Source organism: Pseudomonas sp. KH_021 (assembly GCF_057838865.1).
On the sequence record NZ_CM174477.1, the window covers coordinates 3909061 to 3934001 of the forward strand.

The window sequence follows — 24941 nt, forward strand, 5'->3', positions numbered from 1 at the left end:
TTACTTGTTACCGCTTGTTGCTTTGCCTGCCTCTGGGGCGGCTTTGCCGGCTGCTGCAGTCGCTGCGTCAAAACCGCTCTGGGCAACGTCAGCAGCCTGTTTTACGGCTTTCTGTGCGCTTTCAAAAACGGTGCCGGCATTCGCCAGCGACGACTTGAACGCTGCCACAACAGGCTCGGAGCCAGCCGGCGCATTTTTGCTGATCACTTCAACGAACTCTTGCACCTGCTGGGTGCCCGCCTCGACCTGACGCGTGGTCAGTTCGGCGATTTCCGACTGGGTGCCAACAATCAGCGCTTGCACTTGGCGATTGAACTCAGCCAGGCGTTCGGCTTGCACATTTGGCTGGGTGAAAGAAGCCTGGAGCTCAGCGAACCCTTGTGGATCACGGACTGCCAGCAGTTTGCGAAAACCGTCCAACTGCTCCTCGGTGGAAGCCTGCAGCGTCTTGATCTGCAATTGGGTGAACTGTTCAACGCTGGCGAAGATTTTGCCGCTGATTTGCTGCAGGGCGTCTAGGTTGGCTTTCTGAGCTTCTTGCAATTTTTCCGAGTTAAAAAAAGACATGCTTGAATCTCCTGATTCTGAAAGACCGACATAGGCCTGAGGACGCGATAGCGATCCTGCTGATCATCACGTTAGCCTTGATATTGCAGTGCACAAATTCCTTTGGCAACGTTTTTTTGTGCGCCGCACAAAATTTTCCCCCGCCTTCCTCTATTCGTTCTAGACTCCAGCATCGAACGGCAGCCAAGCACTCTTGATTCATGAGGCGCAGGCAGCGGCTTCTCATGCATAACGCCAGGAGAGCATCATGGACCAGGAAGAAATTATTGCATCGCAATATGAAAAGCTTTCCTTTCAACACGGCCTGTTCGAACACCTGAGTCATCTGCAGCGCCTCAATACCCTGAACGTCCTCGATGCTTTGCGCCAGCGCCGGGAAAAAACCCTCGCGCCCCTGACTCGGGGTCAACTCAGACCACCCTCGCCCGCTGACTGGCTGGAATACTTCACCGACCTCAGCCAACGCAGCCTGCTGTTCTGGGACACCCTGCGCCAGCGCGGCGACAACACGCTGGCCCATGCACGCGCCGGGTATCCGCTGCTGCTCAAGTTCGATCATGAAACCCTGATCGCAGGCTCCGATCTCCCACGCCCGGTCAACTATTCTCTGTTGCGAATCCTCCCAGGACCTGAGCAAAGAATCGACAGCAACGGCCAGCCGGTGATCATCATTGACCCACGCGGCGGCCACGGCTCGGGCATCGGCGGCTTCAAACAGGATTCGGTATTAGGTGAAAGCCTCAGAGCCGGCCACCCCACCTATTTCATCTCTTTCAGTCACTCACCACAGCCTGGGCAAACCCTGGCTGATATCGCCCAAGCCCAGGCCCGGTTCATCGAAGTCGTCAGCGCCCGTCACCCGGCCAACAGCAAGCCGATCATCATCGGTAACTGCCAGGCCGGCTGGGCCTTGATGGGACTGGCGGCAACTCGACCGGAACTGCCGGGATTGATCATTATCAACGGTGCCCCCTTGTCATACTGGGCCGGTGTCAATGGACGCAATCCGATGCGCTATACCGGTGGACTGCTGGGTGGAGGCTGGATGACTCGCCTGGGCAGCGACTTGGGCAATAACCGCTTCGACGGTACCTGGCTGGTCAGCAACTTCGAGAACCTGGACCCGGCCAACACCTATTGGGGCAAGTACTACCAGCTGTTCAGCCAGATCGACAGCGAGGCCGGGCGTTTTCTCGACTTCGAACGCTGGTGGGGCAGCCCAACCCTGCTCAATGGCGAAGAAATCGAGAAGATTGTCGATGACCTTTTCATCGGCAACCAGTTGTCCGCCGGACTTGGCCGCAAGAGCATCGGCATCGACCTGAAACGGATCGAAGTACCGGTGGTGGTGTTCTGTTCCTATGGAGACAACATCACCCCTCCACAGCAGGCATTGAACTGGATCACCGATGTCTACCCCAGTGATCTCGCTTTGCATGACGCTGGACGCACCATCGTCTATCTGCGGCATGCCAGCATCGGCCATCTGGGGATATTCGTTTCCGGTAAGGTGGCGCGGCGTGAGCACCGTGAGTTGCTCGGTGCGGTTGACGCCCTCAACGCGCTGCCGGCGGGGCTGTATGAAATGCTGATTGACGATCTGCCTGAGCCTTCAGAGGGCGGTGACACACAATATTCTGTGCGTTTCGAATCGAGGCGTATCGCTGATATCCACGGTGACGGCAAGCCGCCCCGTGATGATGATCGTGAATTCGCTTTAGTAGAACGTGCTTCTGAAATCAACAGCACGGTTTACGACGTTTTCGTACGTCCTTGGCTGCGCCAGATGATCAACGAGTCCAGTGCCGAACTGATGCGCAAAGCCCACCCCTTCCATCAGCAACACGTGTTATGGAGCAGCCTGAATCCGGCACTGTGGTGGCTGGCAGGAAGCGCCGCCCAAACGCGCAGCGACCGTCGTCCCGCAAGCCAAGGTAACCCGCTGCTTGCCTGGCAGGAGCTGTTCTCCAACCAGGCGCAAGACGCCCTGAATGCGTATCGCGATGTGCGTGGCGCCATCCAGGAGCTGTGTTTCTACGGCGTTTACGGCGCGCTGAGTACCTTTGCCAGCAACAAGCCTGCGCGAAATCTCCAGGCACATGCAGACCTGCAGGACCAGGCTCTGATCGAGCGCCTGCAGGATGCGCTGCCCCTTGGCGGCCCATTGGAGGCCTTGGTGCGGATTCTGTTTCTGCTGGCCCGCAACAGTGACAGTGCAAGCAAGGAAAGTATCGAAAAACTGATCCAGCAGGTGCATCTGCTGGTCCAGGACCACAGCGATACGCCCGCCGCCCTGCGCGAAGCCATCCGATTGCAGAACCTGCTGGTTTTTGCCCACCCGCAAGAAAGCTTGCACAACCTGCCCTTGCTACTTCCAGAGGCCAAGTCACGCCTACAGGTTCTGACGGTCGTTGGGCAATTAATGCCTGAACTGCTGACAACTACCTACGCTTGCGGCGAATTATGGCGTGAATTGCACGCGCTACTCGAAGTCCCCCTGCCAGGTTTTAGCCTGACCCAACCGCCCGGTGAAGCAGACACCCTCGTTGTTACAAAACCAAAACGCAAAGTGAGCAAAAGGTCGAAAGCCCCCAAGCCCAAATGAATATTAATCAAGGAATTACGGGTGTACCCGTTCGGCGTAGGAGCCTGCGATCTTTTGACCGTTGCGCAGATCGACGGGGTTCATGGACAGGATCTGCGCGGCTTCCTCGACCTCAAACGATGACTCATCAGTTCGATACTGACCGGGGGTCATACCAAACCAGCGGGTGCACGCCTTATGGAAGCTACTGTGGTCATGAAAGCGGAGCAGATAAGCCACATGTTTCATATTGAAATGACAATGGCGCAGATAGAAGTCGGCCAACTGCCGGCGTACATCGTTCAGGACATCCTTGAATTGCGTGCCATCCTTCTCAAGGCCTCGTTGAAGCGTTCGCTTGCTGAGGCTCAGTGCCTGCGCTATCGACTCCATATCACATGGCCCTTGTCCTTGCCCCTGGCTCAAACGTTCGGTAATCAGCGCGCGAATCCTGCCCGCAATGGAGAAGCCGGACAACAGGTCCAGCTGAGCCTCGGCAAAACTGTCATGAAGTACAGCCAGCGCCTCGTTGGCCATACTCAGAGGACGCACAAGCTCCTCACCATCGAACAAGATGCTGTCATAAGCAGCCCCGAAATGCAGCGGACAGCCAAAAAGCCGCTGATGCTCCGAGGTGTCTTCAGGTTCCGGATAAGTGAACTCAACACTCAGCGGCTGCGGCGACTTGCCACCTGCCAGCCAGCGGCAGAAACCCAGCAGAGAAGCCAGTTTTGCATCGGTATATTGACGAGGCTTGACCGAGCCACATTGCAGATGATCGAGGCTGGCCAGACGGTAATGCTGCTGCTCCTGGACAAAGAAAAGGCTGAATCCAGTTCCAATCAACGGGCTGAAACGAACCAGACGTTCGAACGCCCTTTTCAGATTCGAACTGGACATCATCGTGTAGCCCACGATCTGAAAAACGCCGGGATGGAGATTCCCATAGGCTTTCAAACCGATGTTCGGATCTTCCAGGGCCTGGGCTGCCAGGCCCCAAAGAGAATAGATATCGCTTCGCTCGCAGAATGCACCCGGTTCAATCGCGACCTTGCCATCAAGTCCCGCCGCCTGGCACAGACTGGCAATATCCAGTCCTTGAGCCGAGAGCGTATTCGCCAGCACGCTGGCATAACCTGAACTCATTCTATACATGGCGTCCTCAATGACCTGTGGAACCGAACATCCTGTCGGGAGCCGTTACTGATATGCGTTGAACATATTTCAGCAATGTTGCACGAATATGAACGGCTCGTTGAGTTTGAAGTATTGATCCCGGTATAGATACGCCTCCATTTTTGCCAGCTGACCAAAACACCCCAGTGGCACTGTTGGACACGAAGCAGTCACCTCCCAACACTTCCTCCTGACCCCCGTCGTACCGAACAATCCACCCATCTTGCAACGCACCATATCAAAGGGAACAAGTGTATGAAGTCACTTAGTCGTATTGCGTTGGTAACCGGTGGTATGGGTGGGATTGGCACGGCGATTTGCCAACGCCTGTACAAGGAAGGCTTCAAGGTAATCGTCGGCTGCAGCTCTGACTCCAGCCGCAAGAACGACTGGATTGCCAGCCAACTGGCGGCGGGTTATCAGTTCGAGTGCATCTATGGCGACATCACCGATTGGGAGTCGACCTGCAAGGCTTTCGAGATGGCTCGTGAACAATTCGGCCCGATCGATGTGCTGGTCAACAACGCTGGCATCACTCGCGATGCCTCCTTTCGCAAGCTCACCCCAGAAGACTGGAACAGCGTGATCGGGACCAACCTGACGGGCCTGTTCAACACCACCAAGCAAGTCATTGAAGGCATGTTGGCCAACGGTTGGGGGCGGATCATCAACATCTCCTCGATCAACGGTCAGCGCGGTCAGTTCGGTCAAACCAACTACTGCGCCGCCAAGGCCGGCATCCATGGCTTCACCATGGCCCTGGCCCGGGAAGTCTCCGGCAAGGGCGTGACCGTCAATACCGTATCCCCAGGCTACATCCAGACCTCAATGACTGCGGCAATACGCCCGGACATTCTCGACAGCATGATCGCAGCAACACCGGTCGGTCGCCTTGGCCAACCCGAAGAGATCGCCTCAATCGTGGCCTGGCTGGCCTCCGATGAGTCCGCTTACAGCACCGGCGCCGACTTCTCGGTAAACGGCGGCATGAACATGCAGTAACCCCGACCAGGGCATGAATGCCCCGGCCTGTTCGACGAGTTTTGTCTTTTCCATGAGGTCACGCATGAACGAAGTTGTAATCGTTGCCGCTACTCGTACCGCCATCGGCAGTTTCCAGGGTGCTTTGTCTGCAATTCCCGCGACCGAGCTGGGTGCCGCAGTCATTCGCCGCCTGCTGGAGCAGACGGGTATCGATGCAGCTCAGATAGATGAAGTGATCCTCGGCCAGGTACTGACTGCCGGCGCCGGGCAAAATCCGGCACGTCAAACAGCGATCAAGGCTGGCTTGCCACATACCACGCCCGCCCTGACCCTGAACAAGGTCTGCGGCTCCGGTCTCAAGGCGGTCCAGCTCGCCGTTCAGGCAATCCGTTGCGGCGACGCCGAGTTGATCATCGCTGGCGGTCAGGAAAATATGAGTCTGGCCCCCTATGTCCTGCCCAAGGCACGCACTGGCCTGCGCATGGGGCATGCGCAACTGCAAGACAGCATGATCCAGGATGGCCTGTGGGACGCCTTCAACGACTACCACATGGGCATCACCGCTGAGAATTTGGCGCAAAAGTACGAGATCTCTCGTGAAGCACAGGATGCCTTCTCTGCCGCCTCGCAACAGAAGGCCGCAGCGGCCATTGAGGGTGGGCGCTTTCAGAGCGAGATCACCCCGATCCTGATTCCCCAGCGCAAGGGCGAACCACTGGTCTTCGACACCGACGAACAGCCCCGTATCGACTGCACTGCGCAAGCCTTAGAGAAACTCAAGCCGGCATTCCAGAAAGACGGCAGCGTGACCGCCGGCAACGCTTCGACCCTCAACGATGGTGCGGCCGTGCTGTTGCTGGCCAGCGCCGCCAAAGCACAAGCGCTGGGCCTTCCAGTATTGGCACGGATCAAAGCCTATGCCAGCGCCGGTGTGGACCCGTCGATCATGGGCATTGGCCCGGTCCCGGCGACACGACTGACTCTGCAAAAAGCCGGCTGGAGCGTCGAGGACCTGGACCTGATCGAAGCCAATGAAGCCTTCGCCGCCCAGTCGCTGGCGGTTGGCAAAGAGTTGGGTTGGGACACCAGCAAAGTCAACGTCAACGGTGGCGCGATCGCCCTTGGCCATCCGATCGGCGCGTCAGGGGCTCGTATCCTGGTGTCGCTGGTGCACGAACTGATTCGTCGCGACGGCAAGAAGGGTCTGGCCACCTTGTGCATCGGTGGCGGACAAGGCGTCGGCCTGGCCATCGAGCGCTAATCCACGGCATCCAGTGACCCATGCGCGGGCTTGGGCCCCAAGTCCGCGCATCACATTGGCGTCACACAATGCGGCCCGCATTCCGGCCGTCGCTACGCCGGAGTCCGGCAAGCGCGGCTTTTTTCTGCCCGGCTCATTTGTATGGGCAAGGAACTTTATGGACAACAACGCGCATACATTCAACGCCTATTGGTCAGGCCAGATTCCGTTCGTCGCGTCTTTTGCAGTGCAGCAATTGCGCCTATGGGTCAGCACCAATCCCTGGTTTTCCGGGCATGATCACGACGCTTGGTTCAAGCTGCCTGGCGAAACCCTGAACAGTCTTCAAGCGGACTACCACCTGCAATGGGGCCAACTCGGCCAACAGCTGCTGACCGGACAACCCTTGAGCTTCGACGATCGACGCTTCGCCAGTGGCAACTGGAGCGCGCCACTGTTCGGCTCCCTCGCTGCGTTTTACCTGCTCAATGCCAACTTTCTTCTGAAACTGCTCGACAAGCTGCTGATCGACGAAAAAAAACCGCGCCAACGCCTGCGCTATCTGGTGGAGCAAGCCATTGCCGCCAGTGCGCCAAGCAATTTCCTGGTCAGTAACCCTGATGCGCTCCAGCGTGTGGTTGACACTCAAGGTGCCAGCCTGTTTACAGGTCTGCAACATCTGGCCAGTGACATGAGCCAAGGCAAGATGCGCCAGTGCGATAGCGGCGCCTTCAAGGTTGGCGTCGACCTGGCCAACACCCCCGGCGAAATCGTCTTCGAGAATCACCTCTTCCAACTCATTCAGTACTACCCGCAAAGCGAAACCCAGTACCTGCACCCGGTATTCGTAGTACCCCCGTCGATCAACAAGTACTACATCCTTGATCTGCGCCCGGACAACTCGATGGTCCGCCACCTGCTGGAGCAGGGACATCCCGTATTCATGATGTCCTGGCGCAACTTTGATAAGGAGCACGCAGGCACAACCTGGGATGACCTGATTGAGCACGGCGTGATTAACGCACTGCAAGTGACTCGCGATATCAGTGGCGAGCAGCGACTCAATTGCGTGGGTTTTTGCATCGGCGGCACCCTGTTGAGCACTGCACTGTCCGTACTTGCTGCACGTGGCGACCGAGAGATCGCCAGCGTGAGCCTGTTGACCACGTTCCTTGATTACCTGGATACCGGTCCCATCGACATCTTCGTCGACGAAGAACTGGTGACCTACCGCGAGCGCACCATCGGTGGCGTGAATGGCCCCATCGGTCTGTTTCGTGGCGAGGACATGGGCAATACCTTCTCTTTGCTGCGTCCCAACGATTTGTGGTGGAACTACAACGTCGACAAATACCTCAAGGGGCAGAAGCCGACTCCGCTTGATCTGCTGTTCTGGAATAACGACAGCACCCATCTTCCGGGCCCGATGTACTGCTGGTACCTGCGCCACACCTACCTGCAGAACGATTTGAAATCAGGAGAGCTGGAGTGCTGCGGGAACACGGTGGATTTTCGTGCAATTGACGCTCCCGCTTACATCCTTGCCACCCATGACGATCATATCGTGCCCTGGAAGAGTGCCTACGCCAGCACTAACCTGCTCTCCGGGACCAAGCGCTTTGTACTGGGTGCTTCTGGGCATATCGCCGGCGTCATCAATCCGCCTGCCAAGCAGAAGCGCCATTACTGGACCAACAATCGGGTCACTAAAAACCCGGAGACCTGGTTCAAGAATGCCGAACAGCATCCTGGCAGCTGGTGGAATGACTGGTTCAACTGGCTGGCCGGGCACTCTGGTGAGCGCCAACCCGCGGTTGCGCACACCGGGAATACCAAATTCCCGCCTCTGGAGCCGGCGCCAGGCAGTTATGTAAAGCAATGAAAGACGGCTGTGGGCCAGATGTGGGTTGTGTCGAAGTAAGACTGATCGAAAACGAGTAATGAAGCCCGCCTTGTGCGGGCTTCAGGTCGCTGACAAAGCCCCGACGGCACATCATTTATTTGGGTACAAGGAGAGAAGCCCCATGAGCACCCCGCTGCGCATCAACGAAGCACTTTTGATTGCCGGCAACGCATTCGAACCTTTTCAATGCGTCGCCTGGGCTGGGCAAGACGGTAATGGCGAACTTAGCCTGACCATCATCGACCGGGCCAGCACTCGTATTGGCCGCAAACAGATTCCAAGCAGTGCCTATTGCGACCCGGCACAGCTGGAAAGCCTGCTGGAAGAGGTGCGCGCCGAGTTAAGCCAGGAGGGCTACAAGCTGCAATCCTGGACAATGCCAGAGTAAGCATTCGCGCGGATCGCTACCGGTGATCCGCGTACTACTCCACTCTCAACGGTGCTTGCGCGCGAAACATCATGATGGGCATGTTCGTCGAGATTCCATAACACGGAAAAAAGGCGACCTCGTGCAGATTGTGTGAAGCCAAATCCGGGGATAGCCGTGCTACCAACACCATGCTGGCGATACACTCAGGACCAAAGACCCGCGCTATTCGCGTCAAGCGCCGCCATGACGTGTTCTGTATGTGCGCCACGGGTCGGTATCGCCCCCGGCGTCACCACTTGACCGTCGAAGCGCGGTGCGGGGTGCGCCTGCAACATGTCATCACGTTCGAAATACACGCCTCGCTCGACCATGTGTGGATGCCTGGAAGACTCACGTGGGCTGAGTACCGGAGCGAAACACACGTCTGTACCTTCGAAAAGCTCGCACCATTGCGCGCGAGTATGGCTGATAAAGATTTCCTCGAACGCCGCGCGCATTTCACCCCAGCGACTCATATCCCATTGTTTGGCGAAGCGAGGGTCGTCGATGAGGTTCAGTTTTTCCAGCAGTAGCGCATAGAACTGTGGCTCCATCGCCCCGAGGGAAATGTAGAGGCCATCGGCGCAACAGTAAGTCGCGTAGAAATGGGAGCCATCATGCAGGCTCTTGCCTCGCTGCTCTTGAATCCCGCCACGGGAAGCCATCGACATCAGTAGCTGCATCATGTGCGCCGAGCCGTCTACGATCGCTGCATCGACCACAGTGCCTTTACCCGTACTGCGCGCATTGAGGATCCCAGCCAGCAGACCGACCGCGAGATAGAGCGCCCCACCGCCAATGTCGCCGATCAGCGTGATGGGGGGAGACGGGGCTTCACCCTCTGTGCCGCAGTAGTACATCGCCCCAGACAGGGAGATGTAGTTGTTGTCGTGGCCTGCCGCATGCGCCATCGGGCCACTCTGGCCCCAGCCCGTCATACGCCCGTAGACCAGCTTCGGGTTACGTGCCAGCAGCACCTCTGGCCCCAACCCGAGACGCTCCATCACCCCGGGGCGCATGCCTTCGATCAACGCGTCCGCGCTTTCGATCAGCTTCAGCAAGACCTCGCGCCCCTCGGGCGTTTTCAGGTCGGCTATTACAGAGCGCTTGCCACGATTCATCGCGTTTTTCGAGGTTTTCTTCTCACCCGTGCTTGAGGTGGGATCACCGCGTTCAACGGCGATGACCTGCGCCCCCAGATCGGCCAGATGCATTGCGCAAAACGGCCCAGGGCCGATGCCGCAAATTTCTACAATTTTGATGTCGCTCAGCATGGGTTTTCTCTTATCTCGTCCAGTTGTGCGTTGGGCCATGGTGAACCCGTAGGGTGCCTGTCAACAGATCGCATGAGCCACATGAGGTGCCTGCCTTGGTTTTTCCTTTGCTCTTGAGATCGCGCGCCGCCCGCGCGGCGCATCGCCGGCTAAAGCCGGCTCCCACATTGGTTGCAACGTGCCATGGCCTGTGAGAGTGGAGTTGTCAGCCACGCGCCCCCCACCCGAAACCACAAAAATCCAAAGCCGAACCACCAAGGCTAACAACCCCAACCCCACAGGCCATGGCACGTTGCAACAAATGTGGGAGCCGGCTTTAGCCGGCGATGCGCCGCGCGGGCGGCGCTCGATTTGGGCAACAGCACAAAACCCAAGGCAAGCGCCTGGAAGCCTTGAAACGGTCTTCCTCCCGGCGTTTGTCGGGTAGCCAGACGCGGTTGCCCGCGTCCAGCCCCCTAAGAACCGTGCATGCGCCTTTCAACGCACACGGCTCAAGCCTCTACTAAGGCATCTTTCGACACCCGGTTACCCAACTTCGTTTTAGGCGTGTTGCTGATTTCTACGGCAATTGAGATGGTGCATTTGCAGGTTGCTTGCTGCATCTGATCCGCCGTCAGTCCGTTTTACAATACAGCGAACATCCCAAGGGGTGTTCTTTGTGATTGGTTTCTGACAGGTAGAGCACATGCCATCTTGCCTCCGCCAGACACGGTAAAGCTTCCCGCGACCTTTCGACGAGTACAGCATTTTCTTGCTCCATCGGGACTCGAAATACTGCTCCCACTGTGGGTCGTGCGGGTTCGCGTCCGCTTTGATCTTGATGTGCCGCTGTATTGGCGTATCCGACTCTGCGAGCAGGATGCGCTCCCTTTTCGCTCCATCTTTTCTTTCTTCTGTTGCGGCAAATACCCAAGTTCGGGTGCCTCTGGTCTTGAAGTAGTGCTCCTTAACCCACCGGGCTCCTTTGTTCGGGTGCCTTCTTACCGCCCATCGCCATAGCATTGACCATACGTTGGAGTCGATTCGATTAAAGGTTTTCTTGGCGACTACATGGCTGTGGTAATTCGCCCATCCTCGTAACACAGGATTGAGCTGTTTTATCAGGTCAGTCTGTTTAGCCGGCCTGTTGGCCTTTATGACTTCGCGGATTTTGTCAAGATGCGCTTTGACGTTCGCTTTCGACGGCTTCATCAACAGCTTGCCGCTGTACTTGCGGATGTTCCATCCGAGGAAGTCAAACCCATCCTTGATGTGCGTTACTTTGGTTTTTTCAGGTGACAGGACTAGCCCACGCTCTGCCAGAAATTCAACCACTGCGGGCTTGACCTCTTGTTCCAGCCACTCTTTCGAATTACCAGTAATAATGAAGTCATCCGCGTAACGCACCATGTTCATTTTCCGGCCTGTTCTCTTCGCTTTCGGGAATTTTTCCGAGAGCATCAGTTCGAGGCCATCCAATGTCATGTTTGCCAACACTGGCGATATTATGCCCCCTTGCGGGGCGCCGGAGTCGGTGGGAAAGAGTTTGTTTTGATACACGAATCCCGCCTTGAGCCACTTATTTAAAACCACCTTGTCCGTTGAGATATTGGTGATCATCCAGTCGTGACTGATTTTGTCGAAACAGCCTTGAATATCAGCCTCCAGCACCCACTGCGCGCTCGCCTTTTGCGCCAAACAAGTGAAGCATTGTTCACCGGCATCGGCAGTTGAGCGTTCCGGCCTGAACCCATAAGAATTCAGGTCGGCGGTGGTTTCCGCGATCGGTTCCAGGGCCAGCAAGTGCAACGCTTGCATAGCCCTACACTTCATCACGGGTATGCCGAGCGGCCTCGTCTTGCCATTTTTTTTCGGAATCATCACTCTCCGAAGCGGAAGAGGCGAGTAACCTCGCCGCTTCAACGACGCAATCGCGTTGGTCTTTGCCCTCGGCGTTTTCCACGTCACCTTGTCCACGCCGGGGGTATTCTTGCCTTTGTTTTCAGTCACTCGCTTGACGGCTAATGCCTTGCCACAAAACGAGTGGGTCAGCAGCCATTGCAAGGCTTTCGCCTTGTTGTGCCTGCCGGCCTGGGTGGCCTTCACAATACGCGTTTGCAGCCGTCTTACATGGCGCTGGACATCGATCCAATTAATGCCGTCCCATGCCACGCCGGAAGGTGCACACGCCAGTGTTGCAGCATTCATTTGCTCTCCTCCCGTTTAGATGGTTCTAAAAATTCTCTTGTGAAGAGAGACCAAGAGGAAGTCTGCCCGCTTTCGCGTGGGGTGATGTTGCAATCCCTATCCGTCCCATTACAGGGCGGCGTTCGCTTTGTCCTCGATCCTGTTCCCGCACCGCCATTGGCAGACCTTGCGGCCTACTGTCCCCGCAGGGCGCGATACGGGGTTCCCACGTTCCACTTGCAGAAGTATGTCGGGTTAGGTGCCTGCTATGAGCCGGGAGGCGTGCGGGTCACGAAGGCGCACTTGAAAAGCGCTCTTCCCACCTCCGTTACCGTTTTGGTTCAAGCGCAATAGCCATTTCCGCTTGTTCAACTTAACGACCTTTAGCGCAGATTCACATGTGTTCACCATACCAACTATCTAGCACTACACCGGCGTATGGCTGCCAGAAGAGTACGCCTCTCGCGATTGATACCCCGCACCTCGCAGTGCTTCGTTACATTGTCAGAGTCGCTCTTTATTCAGACTCCTAGATTCACCAAGTGACATTGGTGGTTCCCTCAGTTGAAGCGGGAACAACTTCTACAAACGACTTCGTGTCGCACTTCAAGGTACTTGTCGCTTCAACCGTCTAGGGAGACGCTGAACAAATCACCGATTCATACCGAGCCCCATTTTCAAACCGGTTTTTTCGCCCTACCGGTCTTATTCCACGTTTCTGGGGCCGATTTCAGGCCCCATTTTGCTAATTAGCGGGCCAACCCCGCCTTTCAGACGGATTTATCCCGCCATGCGCTGGAAATACCGCTTGGCCAGCATCAGATTGGCCAACCCGAACAGACTAAACAACTGCGCGGTGTTCTTTTCCAGCCCGCGGTAACGCACCTTGCGATGATTGAAGCGCACTTTGATCACTTGGAACGGATGCTCTACCTTGGCACGCAGTTGCGCCTTGGCGTATTCGATCTTGCGCTTGGCCCTGTACAGCACGCTGTCTTTGCCGTGATGCTGGTAGCTGCTTGGCCGTGCTGCAATCGACCAGATAACGTCCCGTTCAGCATGCTCCGCTCGCTTGTCCGCACCGGTGTATCCAGCATCTCCCGAGACATAGGTTTCGGCACCGTGTAGCAGCTTGTCGACCTGGGTGACATCGGCCACGTTGGCCGCCGTCCCCACCAGGCTGTGCACCAGCCCCGACGTGGCGTCGACGCCAACGTGGGCCTTCATCCCAAAGTGCCACTGATTGCCTTTTTTGGCCTGATGCATCTCAGGGTCGCGCTTGCCTTCTCGGTTCTTGACCGAGGGCGGTGCGGCGATCAGGGTGGCATCGACAATGGTGCCTTCCTTGAGCAACAGACCACGATTGGCCAGATGCTGGTTGATCGTTTCAAACAGCACCCGTGTCAGCTGATGGGTTTCCAGCAAGCGGCGAAAACGCAGCAAGGTAGTGGCGTCCGGTGCCGACTCGCGGCCCAGGTCAATGCCCATAAATCCACGAATGGCCTGGCTGTCGTAAACAGCATCTTCGGTACCTTCATCGGAGAAACCGAAACACTGCTGCACGACATACATGCGCAGCATGCGCGACAACCCAATCGCGGGGCGCCCGCGCCTGCCTGTGGTGTCGCCGTAAAACGGCGCCACCTGCGCCTCCAATTGCGCCCAGGGCACCAACTGCTCGATATCAGTCAGGAAACGATCGCGGCGAGTTCGCTTTTTCTTGCCGGCGTATTCGAGTTCGGAGAAGGTCTTCTGCATGTCGGGTAACGAGGCTCACGAAGAGGATGGCTGGCTGAAGGTGTGCAGTGTGCCAAGGGTCGGGGGCGGTTGGCTATTTATGCAGCGTCTCCCTAACTATGCCGCTCTTTTCTCGACCTGTTGCTCTCGATCCGGGTTCAACAACACGGTACCGATCGGCTGCCAGTTACGCGTCCGGCCTGACCACCGCTCCGGCTTTTTCTCCTTGGCTCGCTCATACAACTCATGCCGTCGGGCCAGGACCTGATGGTCCATTCCTCGATGCCGCTCGGCTGGCGTGACGAACCGGATACGGCTATGCCGGTGCTCGTGGTTATACCAGCGCATGAAATCCCTCACCCAAGCGCGTGCAGCGTCCAAGCTGGCAAAGCCATCCGGCGGCCATTGCGGGCAGTATTTCAGCGTTCTAAACAACGACTCCGAGTAGGGATTGTCGTTGCTGACCCGCGGTCGGCCCCGCGAGGGCGTGATGCCCAGGTCATACATCTTGCTCAACAGCGTCACCGATTTCATCGGCGCTCCGTTGTCCGAGTGCAGCACCAGAGGCTCGCGCAAACACTGCTCGCCGCTCACGCTGCGTTGCAGCAGCGCAGCGGCTTTCTCGCCGCTTTCCGCGTCGTAGACCTCCCAGCCCACGGCTTTGCGGCTGTAAATATCTTCGATCAAATAGAGGTAGTAATACTTTCCACGTATCGGCGACGGTAAATAGGTGATGTCCCACGACCACACCTGATTGGGCCCTTTGGCCGCATGCGTCGTCGGTGCGGCATGCCGCCTGGGGCGTTGGCTACGACCTCGGTGTTGCTGTTGACCCGCCGCCCGCAAGACGCGATAAAACGTCGCCTCCGACGCCAGATAACGCCCTTGATCGGCCAGGCGCGGCACGATCTGACTCGGCGGTAGATGGGCGTACTCAGAGCTGTTGCACAGCGTCACAATCACCTGTCGCTCGCCCTCGCTCAGTGCGTTACAGGGCGTTGGCCGCACGACCGTCGTTCGAGCATCGGCCTGAACGACTTCAGTTTCGGTCCAGCGTTGCAGGGTTCGCGGCGATAAACCGACCTCCTGGCAGGCCCGGATTTTTCTGGCTCCCGCCATGACCGCTTCACTCAGCCAGTCAACGAACAACTGCCGTTGCGGCAAAGACGTCAGTTGTCCTCGTTGTCGGTCCCCCAGTAGTCGTTGAGCTTTTTTCGCAGCACCAACAACGCGGCTGTTTCAGCGAGCGCCTTATCTTTGCGGCGCAGTTCTCGCTCAAGCTCCTGGATACGCTTCTTATCCTTGCGCGACTGCTCTCGATCCTCTTTTTGCAGGGCTTTATCCGACTTCTGGCCGGTAATGAAGGCTTGTCGCCACGCGCTGATTTGCTCGGGGTAAAGGCCTTTGCGCCGGCAATACTCGCCCAGGTCGATCTCGGACAAGCTGGCGGTTTCAAGGACGACAGCAAACTTGGTTTCGGCTGACCAGTTCTCGGTCAACGGCTTGTTTTCGGACACTGCATTTCCTTCAGAACTGAGCTGCTTGCGCCAGTTGGACAAAGACATTTCGCTGACCCCTTCGCGCCGAGAAACCTCGGCCATCGACAGGCTCAGTGGGGGAAGCAGCATCTTGAGCAATGCGGCTCTGCGTTCAGGTGAATAATACGGCACGACCAGTCTCTTTCCGCCCCCGATATGCTTTTTTAGGAAAAATCGGAGAGGCGACAACTATCCTGACACCGGGGGCGCCTGGAAGCCTTGAAACGGTCTTCCTCCCGTCATTCACAGGGTGAACCGCAGAGTGCCTGTCAACAGATCGCATGAGCCCCACGAGGTGCCTGCCTTGGTTTTTCCTTTGCTCTTGAGATCGAGCGCCGCCCGCGCGGCGCATCGCCGGCTAAAGCCGGCTCCCACATTGGTTGCAACGTGCCATGGCCTGTGAGATTGGAGTTGTCAGCCACGCGCCCCCCACCCGAAACCACAAAAATCCAAAGCCGAACCACCAAGGCTAACAACCCTGAGCTGGTCTAATAGCTCCGGACACCTCAATGGGTGAAACTACCCCTAGAGGAGTCCCCTATGACCAAGAAATACAGAAAATTCGATGCCGCTTTCAAGCTAGATATCTGCAAGCTGATCGTTGATCAAGGCCAGAGTGTGAACTCGGTCTGCATCGACATGAACCTGAGCGATACGGCGGTTCGACGTTGGGTAGAGCAGTACAAGGCCGAGCTACAGGGGGGTCCTGGAATCGGCAAACCGTTGACCAGTGAACAGCAACGCATTCGCCAGCTTGAACAGCAGGTTCGTGAGCTGAAAATGGACAACGACATCTTAAAAAAAGCTACGGCCTTCTTTGCCCGCGAATTGAAGTGATCCATCAGGTGGTTCACCAATTACAACGTAAGGCCTATCCGGTGGCGCGTGTTTGCCGGGTGTTGCGGATCAGTCGTTCAGGCTATTACGAAGCCCATCAGCGAAGCCTGCAGCCAGACGTTGTATGCCCGACTTCGCTCCAGCTCAAGACTCTCTTCGAGAGTAATGAAAGCTGCTTTGGCAGCCGACGCTTGCTGGAGGCAATGCGTGCCAAGGGCGCGTCGATTGGTCGTTTCAAGGTGCGTGGACTTATGAAAAAGCTGGGATTACAACCGATCTGGAAACGCAAATTCGTGCATACCACCGACAGCAATCATGACTTGCCAGTAGCGGCGAATCTACTTGATCGCCAGTTCAATCCTGAGCGCGCCAATCAGGCCTGGGTCGCGGATATTACCTACATCCGAACACGTAGCGGCTGGCTTTACCTGGCCACAGTCATGGACTTGTTCTCTCGCAAGATCGTTGGATGGTCCATGGCGCCTCATATGCGTGCTGAGTTGGTGTGCAGCGCCCTGCAACTGGCTATTGCGCAAAGACAACCTGAGCCAGGCCTGATCATGCACTCCGACCGAGGCAGCCAGTATGCAGGGAGCGTTTATCAGGATCTGTTGAAGCGCCACGGGATGCTCTGCAGCATGAGTCGAAAAGGAAACTGCTGGGACAATGCGGTGATGGAACGCTTCTTCCTGAACCTGAAGATGGAACGGGTCTGGAGAAAGGATTACGCCAACCATGGTGAGGCCAGCAAGGACATTACTGATTACATCATGCGGTTTTACAACGAAGGCCGCCTGCACTCGACACTGGGGTATGTCTCACCCAATCAGTACGAGCGCCAGGCAGCCTGAATAGTCACCGATTAAGGTGTCCGGAAAAACTTGACCACTACACCCCAACCCCACAGGCCATGGCACGTTGCAACCAATGTGGGAGCCGGCTTTAGCCGGCGATGCGCCGCGCGGGCGGCGCTCGATTTGGGCAACAGCACAAAACCCAAGGCAAGCGCTTGGAAGCCTTGAAACGGTCTTCCTCCCGTCATGAACCGCAGAGTGCCTGTCAACAGATCGCATGAGCCCCACGAGGTGCCTGCCTTGGTTTTTCCTTTGTTCTTGAGATCGCGCGCCGCCCGCGCGGCGCATCGCCGGCTAAAGCCGGCTCCCACATTGGTTGCAACGTGCCATGGCCTGTGAGAGTGGAGTTGTCAGCCACGCGCAACACCCCCGAAACCACAAAGACCTAAAGCCGAACCACCAAAGCTAACAACGCCGATCCTGCAGGCTATGGCACGTTGCAACCAATGTGGGAGCCGGCTTTAGCCGGCGATGCGCCGCGCGGGCGGCGCTCGATTTGGGCAACAGCACAAAACCCAAGGCAAGCGCTTGGAAGCCTTGAAACGGTCTTCCCCCCTTCATTCTCATGGTCCCATGGTGAACCCGCAGAGTGCCTGTCAACAGATCGCATGAGCCCCACGAGGTGCCTGCCTTGGTTTTTCCTTTGTTCTTGAGATCGAGCGCCGCCCGCGCGGCGCATCGCCGGCTAAAGCCGGCTCCCACATTGGTTGCAACGTGCCATGGCCTGTGAGAGTGGAGTTGTCAGCCACGCGCAATACCCCGAATCCACAAAGACCTAAAGCCGAACCACCAAGGCTAACAACCCCAACCCCACAGGCCATGGCACGTTGCAACCAATGTGGGAGTCGGCTTTAGCCGGCGATGCGCCGCGCGGGCGGCGCTCGATTTGGACAACAACGCAAAACCCAAGGCAAACACTTATTGATCGAAGACGATCACCGAACGCGCCAGCTCACCGCGACGCATCTCGTCAAAAGCAACATTGATGTCTTCCAGCTTGATGCGCTGCGAAATCATCTCGTCGAGTTTGAGTCGGCCCTGCATGTAAAAATCGGTCAGTCTCGGCAGATCGACCGGAAAACGGTTGGAGCCCATGATGGAACCCTGGATGCGGCGCGCTTGCAAAAGCTGGAAAGGGTCGATCTCAAGCTTGATACCCGGCTTCATCATGCCAATGATCGTGGCGCAGCCGCCGCGCTTGAGCATGCCGAACGCCTGCTCGGCCGTTTGCTTGAGGCCGATGCATTCGAACGAATGATCCACCCCGCCTCGGGTCAGCTCCACCACTTGTTGTACCGTATCGCCATTTTTCGCATTGATCACATCGGTGGCGCCGAACTGCCTGGCCAGCTCCAGCTTCGAGTCAAGCATGTCGATGGCAATGATACGGCCGGCGCCAGCCAGTACCGCGCCATTGATCGCGGCCAGGCCAATGCCGCCGCAGCCAAGAACAGCCACGGTCTCGCCGGGACGCACTTTGGCGGTGTTGAATACTGCACCAGTCCCCGTGGTGACGGCACAGCCCAGCAGCGCAGCACGATCAAGCGGCATGTCACGGCGAATGACAACCAGCGCATGCTCGTGAACCAGCATCTGTTCGGCATAGGCAGACAGGTTGGCAAATTGCGGCATGGGCTTTTGCACGTACGTCAGGCGCGGCTCCTCGCCTTTGCTGCGGCGGGTTTCCGGCGATACGCACAGCGACAAGTGACCGGTGACGCAATGTGCGCAGTGGCCGCAATAGACCGAGAGACACGTGACCACATGATCACCGGGTTTGACGGTACGTACGTCCGAACCCACCTGCTCGACGATACCGGCAGCCTCGTGGCCAAGCACCACTGGGGCTGGATGCGGATACATTCCGTCGACGATATGCAGGTCCGAATGACAGACACCAACAGCGACCGTGCGAACCAGAACTTCACGCGGGCCCGGTTTGCTGATCCCGACTTCCTCGATGACCAGAGGGGAACCCGGCGTATGGAATACAGCAGCTTTCATGATTTACCTCGACAAAAAAATTATTGTTTTCTTTGCGTGATCGGTCAGGCCGTTCACGCTGTGACTAGACAAGCAAAAGCACTTCACAAACTTCGATCGGTCAGCCCTGCCCAGAATCCCTCGGAACCCGCAGCAATGGCCGCCTGCCCCAGTACCTTGGCCCAAAGCGCATCACTGCCGAACTCGTCACGCCAGGACCAAAGGCGACGCGTGGCAAAATGCAGGGTGTGTTCATGGGTAAAACCAATCGCGCCATGCACCTGATGCGCCACCGATGCGGCCAGCGTCGCGGCCTCGCCGGCACACACCTTGGCCACTGCGATGTCGAATGCCAGGGTGCTGCGGCTGCCAGCGGCCCCGGCGAATACGTCGCTCGCGCTGCGTAAGGCCACTTGCACCGCCATGCGCGCTGCGCCGGTGGCGCCGGCCATCTGTGCCAGGTATTGCTGCAGCACCTGCTGCTTGCCAATCGGCTTGCCGAACTGCATACGCTCATTGGCATACAGCACCGCCTTGTCAACGGCAGATTCCAGCGCGCCGACCAGCATGCAGGCACGCAGCAGCGCACCGAGCAGCCATACCGGCTCATGCAGATCGGCCAGTTGCAGGTGACCGATGGCCTGGCTGCTGGCGTTGGCGAAAACCAGGGTGTCGCGCGCCTCATCGGCGAAGTTGCTACCGGTTGCCAGGCTGATGGCGGCCTGGCGCAAGTCGACCAACGCGAGGCGTTGGCCATCGGCAACGACCGCCCAGCGACAACTGCGGGCCCACGGCACATTGACGGCTCGGCCTTCGAGGCGATGGCCCTCATGATCAAGTCGCAGATCGCCAAGGCGTCCCGCTTGAATCAGGGTGATCGGTCCTTCTGGCACTTCCAGCCCGGCATGCGCCAGCAATGCAGCGCCGAGCATGGTTTCCGACAACGGCAGAGGCGCCTGCCAGTAGCCGATGGCGCGCAGCACCGGGCTGGCATCGAGCCAGCTAGCGCCGCTGCCACCCGAGGCTTCCGGTACCAGCGCGCCGGGCAGGCCGTTGTCGACGACCATTTGCCATAACGAGTCTGCGCTGTGACCAGCATCGAAGCGCTCGAGCAACTCACGTGTGACGTGTTTGGCAAACAGACGCTCGACGCTGTCGGCGATCATGCTTTGCAATTGCGAAGGGGTGCCATCGTCCACACCCTGCTGATTCATTGCTGTATTCATCGCAGTCCAAGGCCTCCGGCAATAATGCCGCGCAGAATTTCACGGGTACCGCCACGCAACGAGAAGGACGGCGCGCTCTGAGTCAGGAATCGCATCACCTGGTCGAGGTCGGAACCAGGCTCACGTTGATCACCGAACAGATCGTGAGCGACTTCTGGAATAGCCTGTTCGAGCAAGGCACCCTGGTCCTTGACCACGGTCGCCGGGATGGCCGGATTTTCTCCCCGGGCGAGCATGCCAGCGACGCCCAGCGACATCTGCCGCAGCGCTGCGTAGCGTGCCGCCAGGCGGCCGAGGCTGATAGCGTGACGGTTGTCTTGCGGGTCGGCCTCGTCGAGCATGGCCAGATACAACTGGGTGCAGCTCAGGTAGCGCTCCGGTCCGCTGCGCTCCAATGCCAGTTCCGCGGTGACTTGCTGCCAGCCATTGCCCAACTGACCGATGACGAAATCATCGGGAACAAAGACGTTTTCCAGGAATACTTCGTTGAAATCATGCTCGCCGAGCATGTTGTAGATCGGGCGCACGGTCACGCCCGTGGCCTTGAGGTCGATCAGCAGTTGCGACAGCCCTGCGCGGCGATTGTCCTCTTCTTTCGGCCCGGTCCGCAGCAGCGTGATCATGTAGTGAGCCAGATGGGCTCCCGACGTCCAGACCTTGCTGCCGTTGACGATCCAGCCACCCTCGGTTTTTTCCGCGCGAGTACGGACAGCGGCCAGGTCCGAACCGACGTCGGGCTCACTCATGCCGATCGCCAGCAATGTCTCGCCGCGGGTAATACCCGGGACGATCTGCGGGGCCAACACTTCTGGAGAAAATTTGATCAGCAACGGACCGCTCTGGCGTTCGGCCACCCAGTGCGCCCCAACCGGTGCGCCTGCCGCGAGCAGTTCCTCCAACACTACGTAGCGCTCCAGCGCACTACGTTCGTGACCGCCGTAGCGCTTGGGCCAGGTCATGCCCAACCAGCCGCGCTCGCCGAGCTTGCGGGTGAACTCCGGAACAAGACCGACGAGCCCCTTGGCACGCTCGGCCGGTGAATAGTGCTTGAGCTCTTCGGCGAGAAACGCACGAACCTCTGCGCGTAGCGTTTGCGCCTTGGCGTCTAGCCTACAGGGCCTGATTTCGAGTGCCTGCATGGTCTCTGCTCATGTGATGTTGGAAAACGGCCGACTCAATAAACTTGCTGGTCGGCCAACAAGCAAATAAGCTATCAGCATTCTCGTAACGGGATCAAGCGCCATCGATCCAGCCCATTTCCCTACCCATACGGAGCATCAGATGACTACCCTCCCCACCTTCATTCCTGGTCGCGGCCTGACGCTCGATCTGCAGGGACATGTCGCCACCCTTGAATTCAGCCGTCCGCCACTGAATTTCTTCGATCAGGAATTGATCATGGATCTGGTAGCGGCACTGGAGTATCTGGACCAGTTGCCCGCATGCCGCGTCGTTGTCTTGCAGGCTGAAGGCAAGACGTTCTGTGCTGGCGCTGACTTCAGTGGATTGGGACAGACCGGTGAAAAAATTCTTCCTCGCCAGTTGTACAAATACGCGGTGCGCCTGTTCCGCACGGCCAAGCCACTGATTGTGGTGGTGGAAGGTGCCGCCATCGGCGGGGGATTGGGCCTGGCGCTGGTGGGCGACTACCGCGTGACCAGCGAGAAAGCCCGTTTCTCAGCCAACTTCAACCGCCTGGGCATGCACCAGGGGTTTGGCATTTCTGTTACGCTGCCGCGCGTCGTCGGCCTCCAGATGGCCTCCCTGTTGATTGCCACCGGCCGCCGTATCGACGGCAGGCAAGCGGTACGCATCGGCCTGGCGGACGTGCTGGCCGAACCGGGTCAGGAGCGCCAGGCTGCTCGCGCCCTGGCCGAAGAAATCGCCATGAGTGCACCGCTTGCAGTCATGTCGAGTCGCCAAACACTACGTAGCGGCCTCGCCGATTCAGTGGATGCAATCATCGACCGCGAGGCCTCCGAGCAAGAGTGGCAAGTCCTCACCAACGACTTTGCCGAGGGCAACAAGGCGATGCGCGAGCGTCGCGATCCTGAATTCACCGGTAATTGATAACTCATCCATGGACACCCCCGACCAAAGCACACCCAACAGCACCCGTCGAACCCAGGTGGAACGACGCGCCGAAGCCGAACAATGCATGCTGGAGGCCGCACGCCAGATCGTCGCGCGCAAGGGCTGGATCGGCATCACCTTGGCCGAGGTGGGCCAGCAGGCCGGTTACAGCCGCGGCCTGGTAACGCATCACTTCGGTAGCAAATCCGGCCTGCTGCGTGCGTTGGCCGGGTTCGTGAATACCAGGTTCATGGACGTCGTCGAGGACAAGGCACCCCGGCGCCAGCCAGGGTTGGACACCTTGCTCGGATACATCGATGCGTACTTCCTGCGCGACGACGCCGATTGGACCAACGCCCGTGCTTTGCTGGCGTTGATGGCGGAGGGTGTGACGGTTGAGTCGGAATCCGCAGCGATACTTGCCGAGTACAACAATTCGGTGCGGATGGCCCTGGCAAAGCAGGTGGAAATCGGCATCGCCAACGGAGAGATCCATGCCGATACCGATCCGCTGGCAGCCGCAACCATGCTGATCGGAACGATGCGCGGCATGATGCTTCAGCTTCTGCTCGATCCATCGGGGGCTGACCCGACACGGCTGCATAAACAACTGCGTCGACTCATCAAGACCTTGCTGACCTTGCCCTGCGATTAATTGCTGCCGGCGCTGCCCGGGACATCGCCTTGCGCCTTGTTCAACAGCCTTTAAACTGCGCTGATCGCTTCTCGACGAAGGCCTTCACGCCTTCGCGAAAGTCCTCGGTGCGGCCTGCTCGTGACTGCAGCGCGGCTTCCCATTCCAACTGCGTGGCAAGGTCGTTGCCGACACTGGCATTCAGCGCCTGCTTCAGGAGGGCGTAGGCCATCGTCGGCATGCTGGCAAGATGGTTCGCCAACTTGGCTGCTTCCGCCTGCAGCGTTTCGTCGGGGTAGACCTTCCACACCAGGCCGATGCGTTGCGCCTCGTCGGCATCAATCTTCTCGGCCAGAATGGCGAGTGCGCGGGCACGCATGTCGCCAACGCTACGAGGCAGAAAGTAGGTGCTGCCGCAGTCAGGCACCAAACCGATCTTCGAGAATGCCTGCAAAAAACTGGCTGACTTGCCGGCCAGCACTATATCCCCCGCCAGCGCGATGCCCATGCCGCCACCGGCCGCCACACCGTTGACTGCGGTGATGACGGGTTTGGGCATGTTGCGCAGCGCGAGGATAATCGGGTTAAGCCGCTCGCGCAGCGAGTCGCCGAGGTCCACGGCGGGGTGGTCGGATTTCGCGCTCAAGTCAGAGCCAGACGAGAAGCCCCGGCCAGTACCCGTCAACACCACCGCGCGCACGGTGGCGTCTTGCGCCGCACGTTCGACTGCTTCGCGCAGCGACTCCCGCATTTCGCGACTGAGGGCGTTGAGCACCTCAGGGCGGTTCAGGGTAATGGTGGCAACGCCTTCGCTGGCGTGATAGAGCACTGATTCAGTCATGGGGTGTCTTTCCTGCCAAGAGGTGAGCGCTTCGAAAAATAGCGATGAGTCAGGCGAGTTTTTTCAACTCATCGACGCCGAGGTGTCGCCCAGCAAGGCTCCGCCATCGCAATCGAGGATTGTGCCGGTGATATAACTGGCGTTAGCCGAGCACAAGAACAGCGCGGCATCGGCGATGTTTTCCTTAGTGCCGTAGGCGCGCAGGGCCAGAATGCTCCTGATGCGTGCTTGCTTCTCAGGCGTGGAAGCGAGCCGGGCCATGCCCTCGGTGTCAGCGATGGGGCCCGGCGAAATACCGTTCACGCGCACGCCGAGCGGGCCCCACTCCATCGCCAGGCATTTGATCAGCATGTTGACGCCGGCCTTGGCTGCGCATGCGTGGGCCTGAAACATTTTGGGCTGTACGGCCTGTGGCGCAGAGATCGCAATCAGTGATGCGCCCGGCGCCTGCAGAAAGCCAAAGCAGGCGCGGAATACATTGAAGGTGCCGATCAGGTCGATATCGACGACGGTCTTGAAAGCGTTAGGCGACATGTCCAGCGCTGGTACGTGGAAATTGCCCGCAGCACCGGAGATGACTGCATCGAATGGCCCCAGTGTATCGCGCGCCTGCGTCATGGCAGCTTCTACGGCGCCGTAGTTGCGCACATCAGCGGCAATGCCGATCGCCTTGCCGCCGGCATCGTTAATAGTGGCCGCTGCTGCCGCGATCCGCTCCGGATCGCGACTGATCAACGCCAGCCGGGCGCCTGCGCGCGCGAAGCGCTGCGCGATGCCAAGGTTGATGCCGGACGACGCGCCTGCGATAAATACGGTCTTGCCCGCCAGGGCATCTTCGCGAAAGACTGTAGTCATGTGTCTCCTTTGGAGCTATTAGGTAGGATCGTTCAGCTAAAGGGTGATATTGCAAACCCC

19 protein-coding genes are annotated in these 24941 nt (G+C 58.2%); 8 read left to right on the plus strand and 11 right to left on the minus strand.

The features are described 5' to 3' along the window. Positions 1 to 567, minus strand: a complete 567-nt coding sequence (locus AC3IX4_RS18020) for a phasin family protein (protein WP_489256765.1) — start codon at positions 565 to 567, stop codon at positions 1 to 3. A gap of 247 nt (positions 568 to 814) precedes the next feature. Between AC3IX4_RS18020 and AC3IX4_RS18025 the strand changes: the two genes are divergently transcribed. After that, positions 815 to 3172 (plus strand): DUF3141 domain-containing protein, encoded by a 2358-nt coding sequence (locus tag AC3IX4_RS18025; RefSeq protein ID WP_489256766.1) that lies wholly within the window; start codon positions 815 to 817, stop codon positions 3170 to 3172. Between the two features lie 15 nt (positions 3173 to 3187). Here the strand turns inward: AC3IX4_RS18025 and AC3IX4_RS18030 are convergent, their stop codons facing one another. Continuing rightward, on the minus strand, positions 3188 to 4306 hold the full coding sequence (locus AC3IX4_RS18030; protein WP_489256767.1) for an AraC family transcriptional regulator: 1119 nt from the start codon (positions 4304 to 4306) through the stop codon (positions 3188 to 3190). 276 nt (positions 4307 to 4582) lie between these two features. On the opposite strand from AC3IX4_RS18030, the gene phbB reads away from it, so the two are divergent. The 4 genes from phbB (at position 4583) to AC3IX4_RS18050 (ending at position 8842) form a co-directional block, all read left to right on the plus strand. Beyond that, complete coding sequence (gene phbB / locus AC3IX4_RS18035; protein WP_489256768.1) at positions 4583 to 5329, plus strand: acetoacetyl-CoA reductase; 747 nt, start codon at positions 4583 to 4585, stop codon at positions 5327 to 5329. Positions 5330 to 5393: 64 nt separating this feature from the next. Continuing rightward, complete coding sequence (locus AC3IX4_RS18040; RefSeq protein ID WP_489256769.1) at positions 5394 to 6572, plus strand: acetyl-CoA C-acetyltransferase; 1179 nt, start codon at positions 5394 to 5396, stop codon at positions 6570 to 6572. 157 nt (positions 6573 to 6729) lie between these two features. Continuing rightward, positions 6730 to 8433: a class I poly(R)-hydroxyalkanoic acid synthase gene (gene phaC, locus AC3IX4_RS18045; RefSeq protein WP_489256770.1), complete on the plus strand. Its 1704-nt coding sequence runs from the start codon at positions 6730 to 6732 to the stop codon at positions 8431 to 8433. A 142-nt stretch (positions 8434 to 8575) separates the two neighbouring features. Further along, positions 8576 to 8842 carry a hypothetical protein gene (locus tag AC3IX4_RS18050; RefSeq protein WP_489256771.1) on the plus strand — a complete coding sequence of 89 codons (267 nt, stop codon included), beginning with the start codon at positions 8576 to 8578 and terminating at the stop codon, positions 8840 to 8842. A 185-nt stretch (positions 8843 to 9027) separates the two neighbouring features. Here AC3IX4_RS18050 and AC3IX4_RS18055 read toward each other — a convergent pair whose 3' ends face one another. The 4 genes from AC3IX4_RS18055 to AC3IX4_RS18070 form a co-directional block, all read right to left on the minus strand. Continuing rightward, complete coding sequence (locus AC3IX4_RS18055; RefSeq protein WP_489256772.1) at positions 9028 to 10137, minus strand: CaiB/BaiF CoA transferase family protein; 1110 nt, start codon at positions 10135 to 10137, stop codon at positions 9028 to 9030. Between the two features lie 540 nt (positions 10138 to 10677). Beyond that, entirely contained in the window at positions 10678 to 12324 is a 1647-nt protein-coding gene (gene ltrA / locus AC3IX4_RS18060; RefSeq protein ID WP_489256427.1) for a group II intron reverse transcriptase/maturase, read from the minus strand. A gap of 759 nt (positions 12325 to 13083) precedes the next feature. Next, complete coding sequence (locus AC3IX4_RS18065) at positions 13084 to 14061, minus strand: IS5 family transposase (RefSeq protein ID WP_489256167.1); 978 nt, start codon at positions 14059 to 14061, stop codon at positions 13084 to 13086. Between the two features lie 96 nt (positions 14062 to 14157). Next, positions 14158 to 15710 (minus strand): IS3 family transposase gene (locus tag AC3IX4_RS18070; protein WP_489256773.1). Its coding sequence is split into 2 segments (ribosomal slippage): positions 14158 to 15248 and positions 15248 to 15710, totalling 1554 coding nucleotides; the frame shifts between segments, so codons are not numbered across the junction. A 408-nt stretch (positions 15711 to 16118) separates the two neighbouring features. Here AC3IX4_RS18070 and AC3IX4_RS18075 point away from each other — a divergent pair. Then, a protein-coding gene (locus AC3IX4_RS18075) for an IS3 family transposase (protein WP_489256774.1) occupies positions 16119 to 17266 on the plus strand; the annotation gives its coding sequence in 2 pieces (ribosomal slippage) (positions 16119 to 16371 and positions 16371 to 17266; 1149 coding nt in all). A gap of 921 nt (positions 17267 to 18187) precedes the next feature. On the opposite strand, the gene AC3IX4_RS18080 is transcribed toward AC3IX4_RS18075, so the two are convergent. From AC3IX4_RS18080 to AC3IX4_RS18090, 3 genes are all read right to left on the minus strand, one after another. Further along, complete coding sequence (locus AC3IX4_RS18080; RefSeq protein WP_489256775.1) at positions 18188 to 19273, minus strand: Zn-dependent alcohol dehydrogenase; 1086 nt, start codon at positions 19271 to 19273, stop codon at positions 18188 to 18190. Positions 19274 to 19356: 83 nt separating this feature from the next. After that, positions 19357 to 20466 carry an acyl-CoA dehydrogenase family protein gene (locus AC3IX4_RS18085; RefSeq protein ID WP_489256776.1) on the minus strand — a complete coding sequence of 370 codons (1110 nt, stop codon included), beginning with the start codon at positions 20464 to 20466 and terminating at the stop codon, positions 19357 to 19359. Between the two features lie 8 nt (positions 20467 to 20474). Beyond that, the gene (locus tag AC3IX4_RS18090; protein WP_489256777.1) at positions 20475 to 21617 is read right to left on the minus strand and encodes an acyl-CoA dehydrogenase family protein; all 1143 of its coding nucleotides are present in this window, start codon (positions 21615 to 21617) and stop codon (positions 20475 to 20477) included. 142 nt (positions 21618 to 21759) lie between these two features. Between AC3IX4_RS18090 and AC3IX4_RS18095 the strand changes: the two genes are divergently transcribed. Both AC3IX4_RS18095 and AC3IX4_RS18100 read left to right on the plus strand, forming a co-directional pair. Next, positions 21760 to 22548: an enoyl-CoA hydratase/isomerase family protein gene (locus AC3IX4_RS18095; protein WP_489256778.1), complete on the plus strand. Its 789-nt coding sequence runs from the start codon at positions 21760 to 21762 to the stop codon at positions 22546 to 22548. A gap of 10 nt (positions 22549 to 22558) precedes the next feature. Continuing rightward, positions 22559 to 23206, plus strand: a complete 648-nt coding sequence (locus AC3IX4_RS18100) for a TetR/AcrR family transcriptional regulator (protein WP_489256779.1) — start codon at positions 22559 to 22561, stop codon at positions 23204 to 23206. A 40-nt stretch (positions 23207 to 23246) separates the two neighbouring features. Here AC3IX4_RS18100 and AC3IX4_RS18105 read toward each other — a convergent pair whose 3' ends face one another. Both AC3IX4_RS18105 and AC3IX4_RS18110 read right to left on the minus strand, forming a co-directional pair. Further along, positions 23247 to 24026, minus strand: a complete 780-nt coding sequence (locus AC3IX4_RS18105; protein WP_489256780.1) for an enoyl-CoA hydratase-related protein — start codon at positions 24024 to 24026, stop codon at positions 23247 to 23249. 63 nt (positions 24027 to 24089) lie between these two features. Beyond that, complete coding sequence (locus AC3IX4_RS18110; protein WP_489256781.1) at positions 24090 to 24881, minus strand: SDR family oxidoreductase; 792 nt, start codon at positions 24879 to 24881, stop codon at positions 24090 to 24092. Positions 24882 to 24941: the final 60 nt, after the last annotated feature.

Excerpts from the sequence above, each read along its gene's own strand:
- AC3IX4_RS18105 (WP_489256780.1), bottom strand. The coding sequence starts at position 24,026 with ATGACTGAATCAGTGCTCTATCACGCCAGCGAAGGCGTTGCCACCATT.
- phaC (WP_489256770.1), top strand. The coding sequence starts at position 6,730 with ATGGACAACAACGCGCATACATTCAACGCCTATTGGTCAGGCCAGATT.
- AC3IX4_RS18065 (WP_489256167.1), bottom strand. The coding sequence starts at position 14,061 with ATGCAGAAGACCTTCTCCGAACTCGAATACGCCGGCAAGAAAAAGCGA.
- AC3IX4_RS18020 (WP_489256765.1), bottom strand. The coding sequence starts at position 567 with ATGTCTTTTTTTAACTCGGAAAAATTGCAAGAAGCTCAGAAAGCCAAC.
- AC3IX4_RS18100 (WP_489256779.1), top strand. The coding sequence starts at position 22,559 with ATGGACACCCCCGACCAAAGCACACCCAACAGCACCCGTCGAACCCAG.
- AC3IX4_RS18030 (WP_489256767.1), bottom strand. The coding sequence starts at position 4,306 with ATGTATAGAATGAGTTCAGGTTATGCCAGCGTGCTGGCGAATACGCTC.
- AC3IX4_RS18055 (WP_489256772.1), bottom strand. The coding sequence starts at position 10,137 with ATGCTGAGCGACATCAAAATTGTAGAAATTTGCGGCATCGGCCCTGGG.
- AC3IX4_RS18085 (WP_489256776.1), bottom strand. The coding sequence starts at position 20,466 with ATGAATCAGCAGGGTGTGGACGATGGCACCCCTTCGCAATTGCAAAGC.
- AC3IX4_RS18080 (WP_489256775.1), bottom strand. The coding sequence starts at position 19,273 with ATGAAAGCTGCTGTATTCCATACGCCGGGTTCCCCTCTGGTCATCGAG.
- AC3IX4_RS18050 (WP_489256771.1), top strand. The coding sequence starts at position 8,576 with ATGAGCACCCCGCTGCGCATCAACGAAGCACTTTTGATTGCCGGCAAC.
- AC3IX4_RS18095 (WP_489256778.1), top strand. The coding sequence starts at position 21,760 with ATGACTACCCTCCCCACCTTCATTCCTGGTCGCGGCCTGACGCTCGAT.
- AC3IX4_RS18040 (WP_489256769.1), top strand. The coding sequence starts at position 5,394 with ATGAACGAAGTTGTAATCGTTGCCGCTACTCGTACCGCCATCGGCAGT.
- AC3IX4_RS18025 (WP_489256766.1), top strand. The coding sequence starts at position 815 with ATGGACCAGGAAGAAATTATTGCATCGCAATATGAAAAGCTTTCCTTT.
- AC3IX4_RS18110 (WP_489256781.1), bottom strand. The coding sequence starts at position 24,881 with ATGACTACAGTCTTTCGCGAAGATGCCCTGGCGGGCAAGACCGTATTT.
- AC3IX4_RS18090 (WP_489256777.1), bottom strand. The coding sequence starts at position 21,617 with ATGCAGGCACTCGAAATCAGGCCCTGTAGGCTAGACGCCAAGGCGCAA.
- phbB (WP_489256768.1), top strand. The coding sequence starts at position 4,583 with ATGAAGTCACTTAGTCGTATTGCGTTGGTAACCGGTGGTATGGGTGGG.
- ltrA (WP_489256427.1), bottom strand. The coding sequence starts at position 12,324 with ATGAATGCTGCAACACTGGCGTGTGCACCTTCCGGCGTGGCATGGGAC.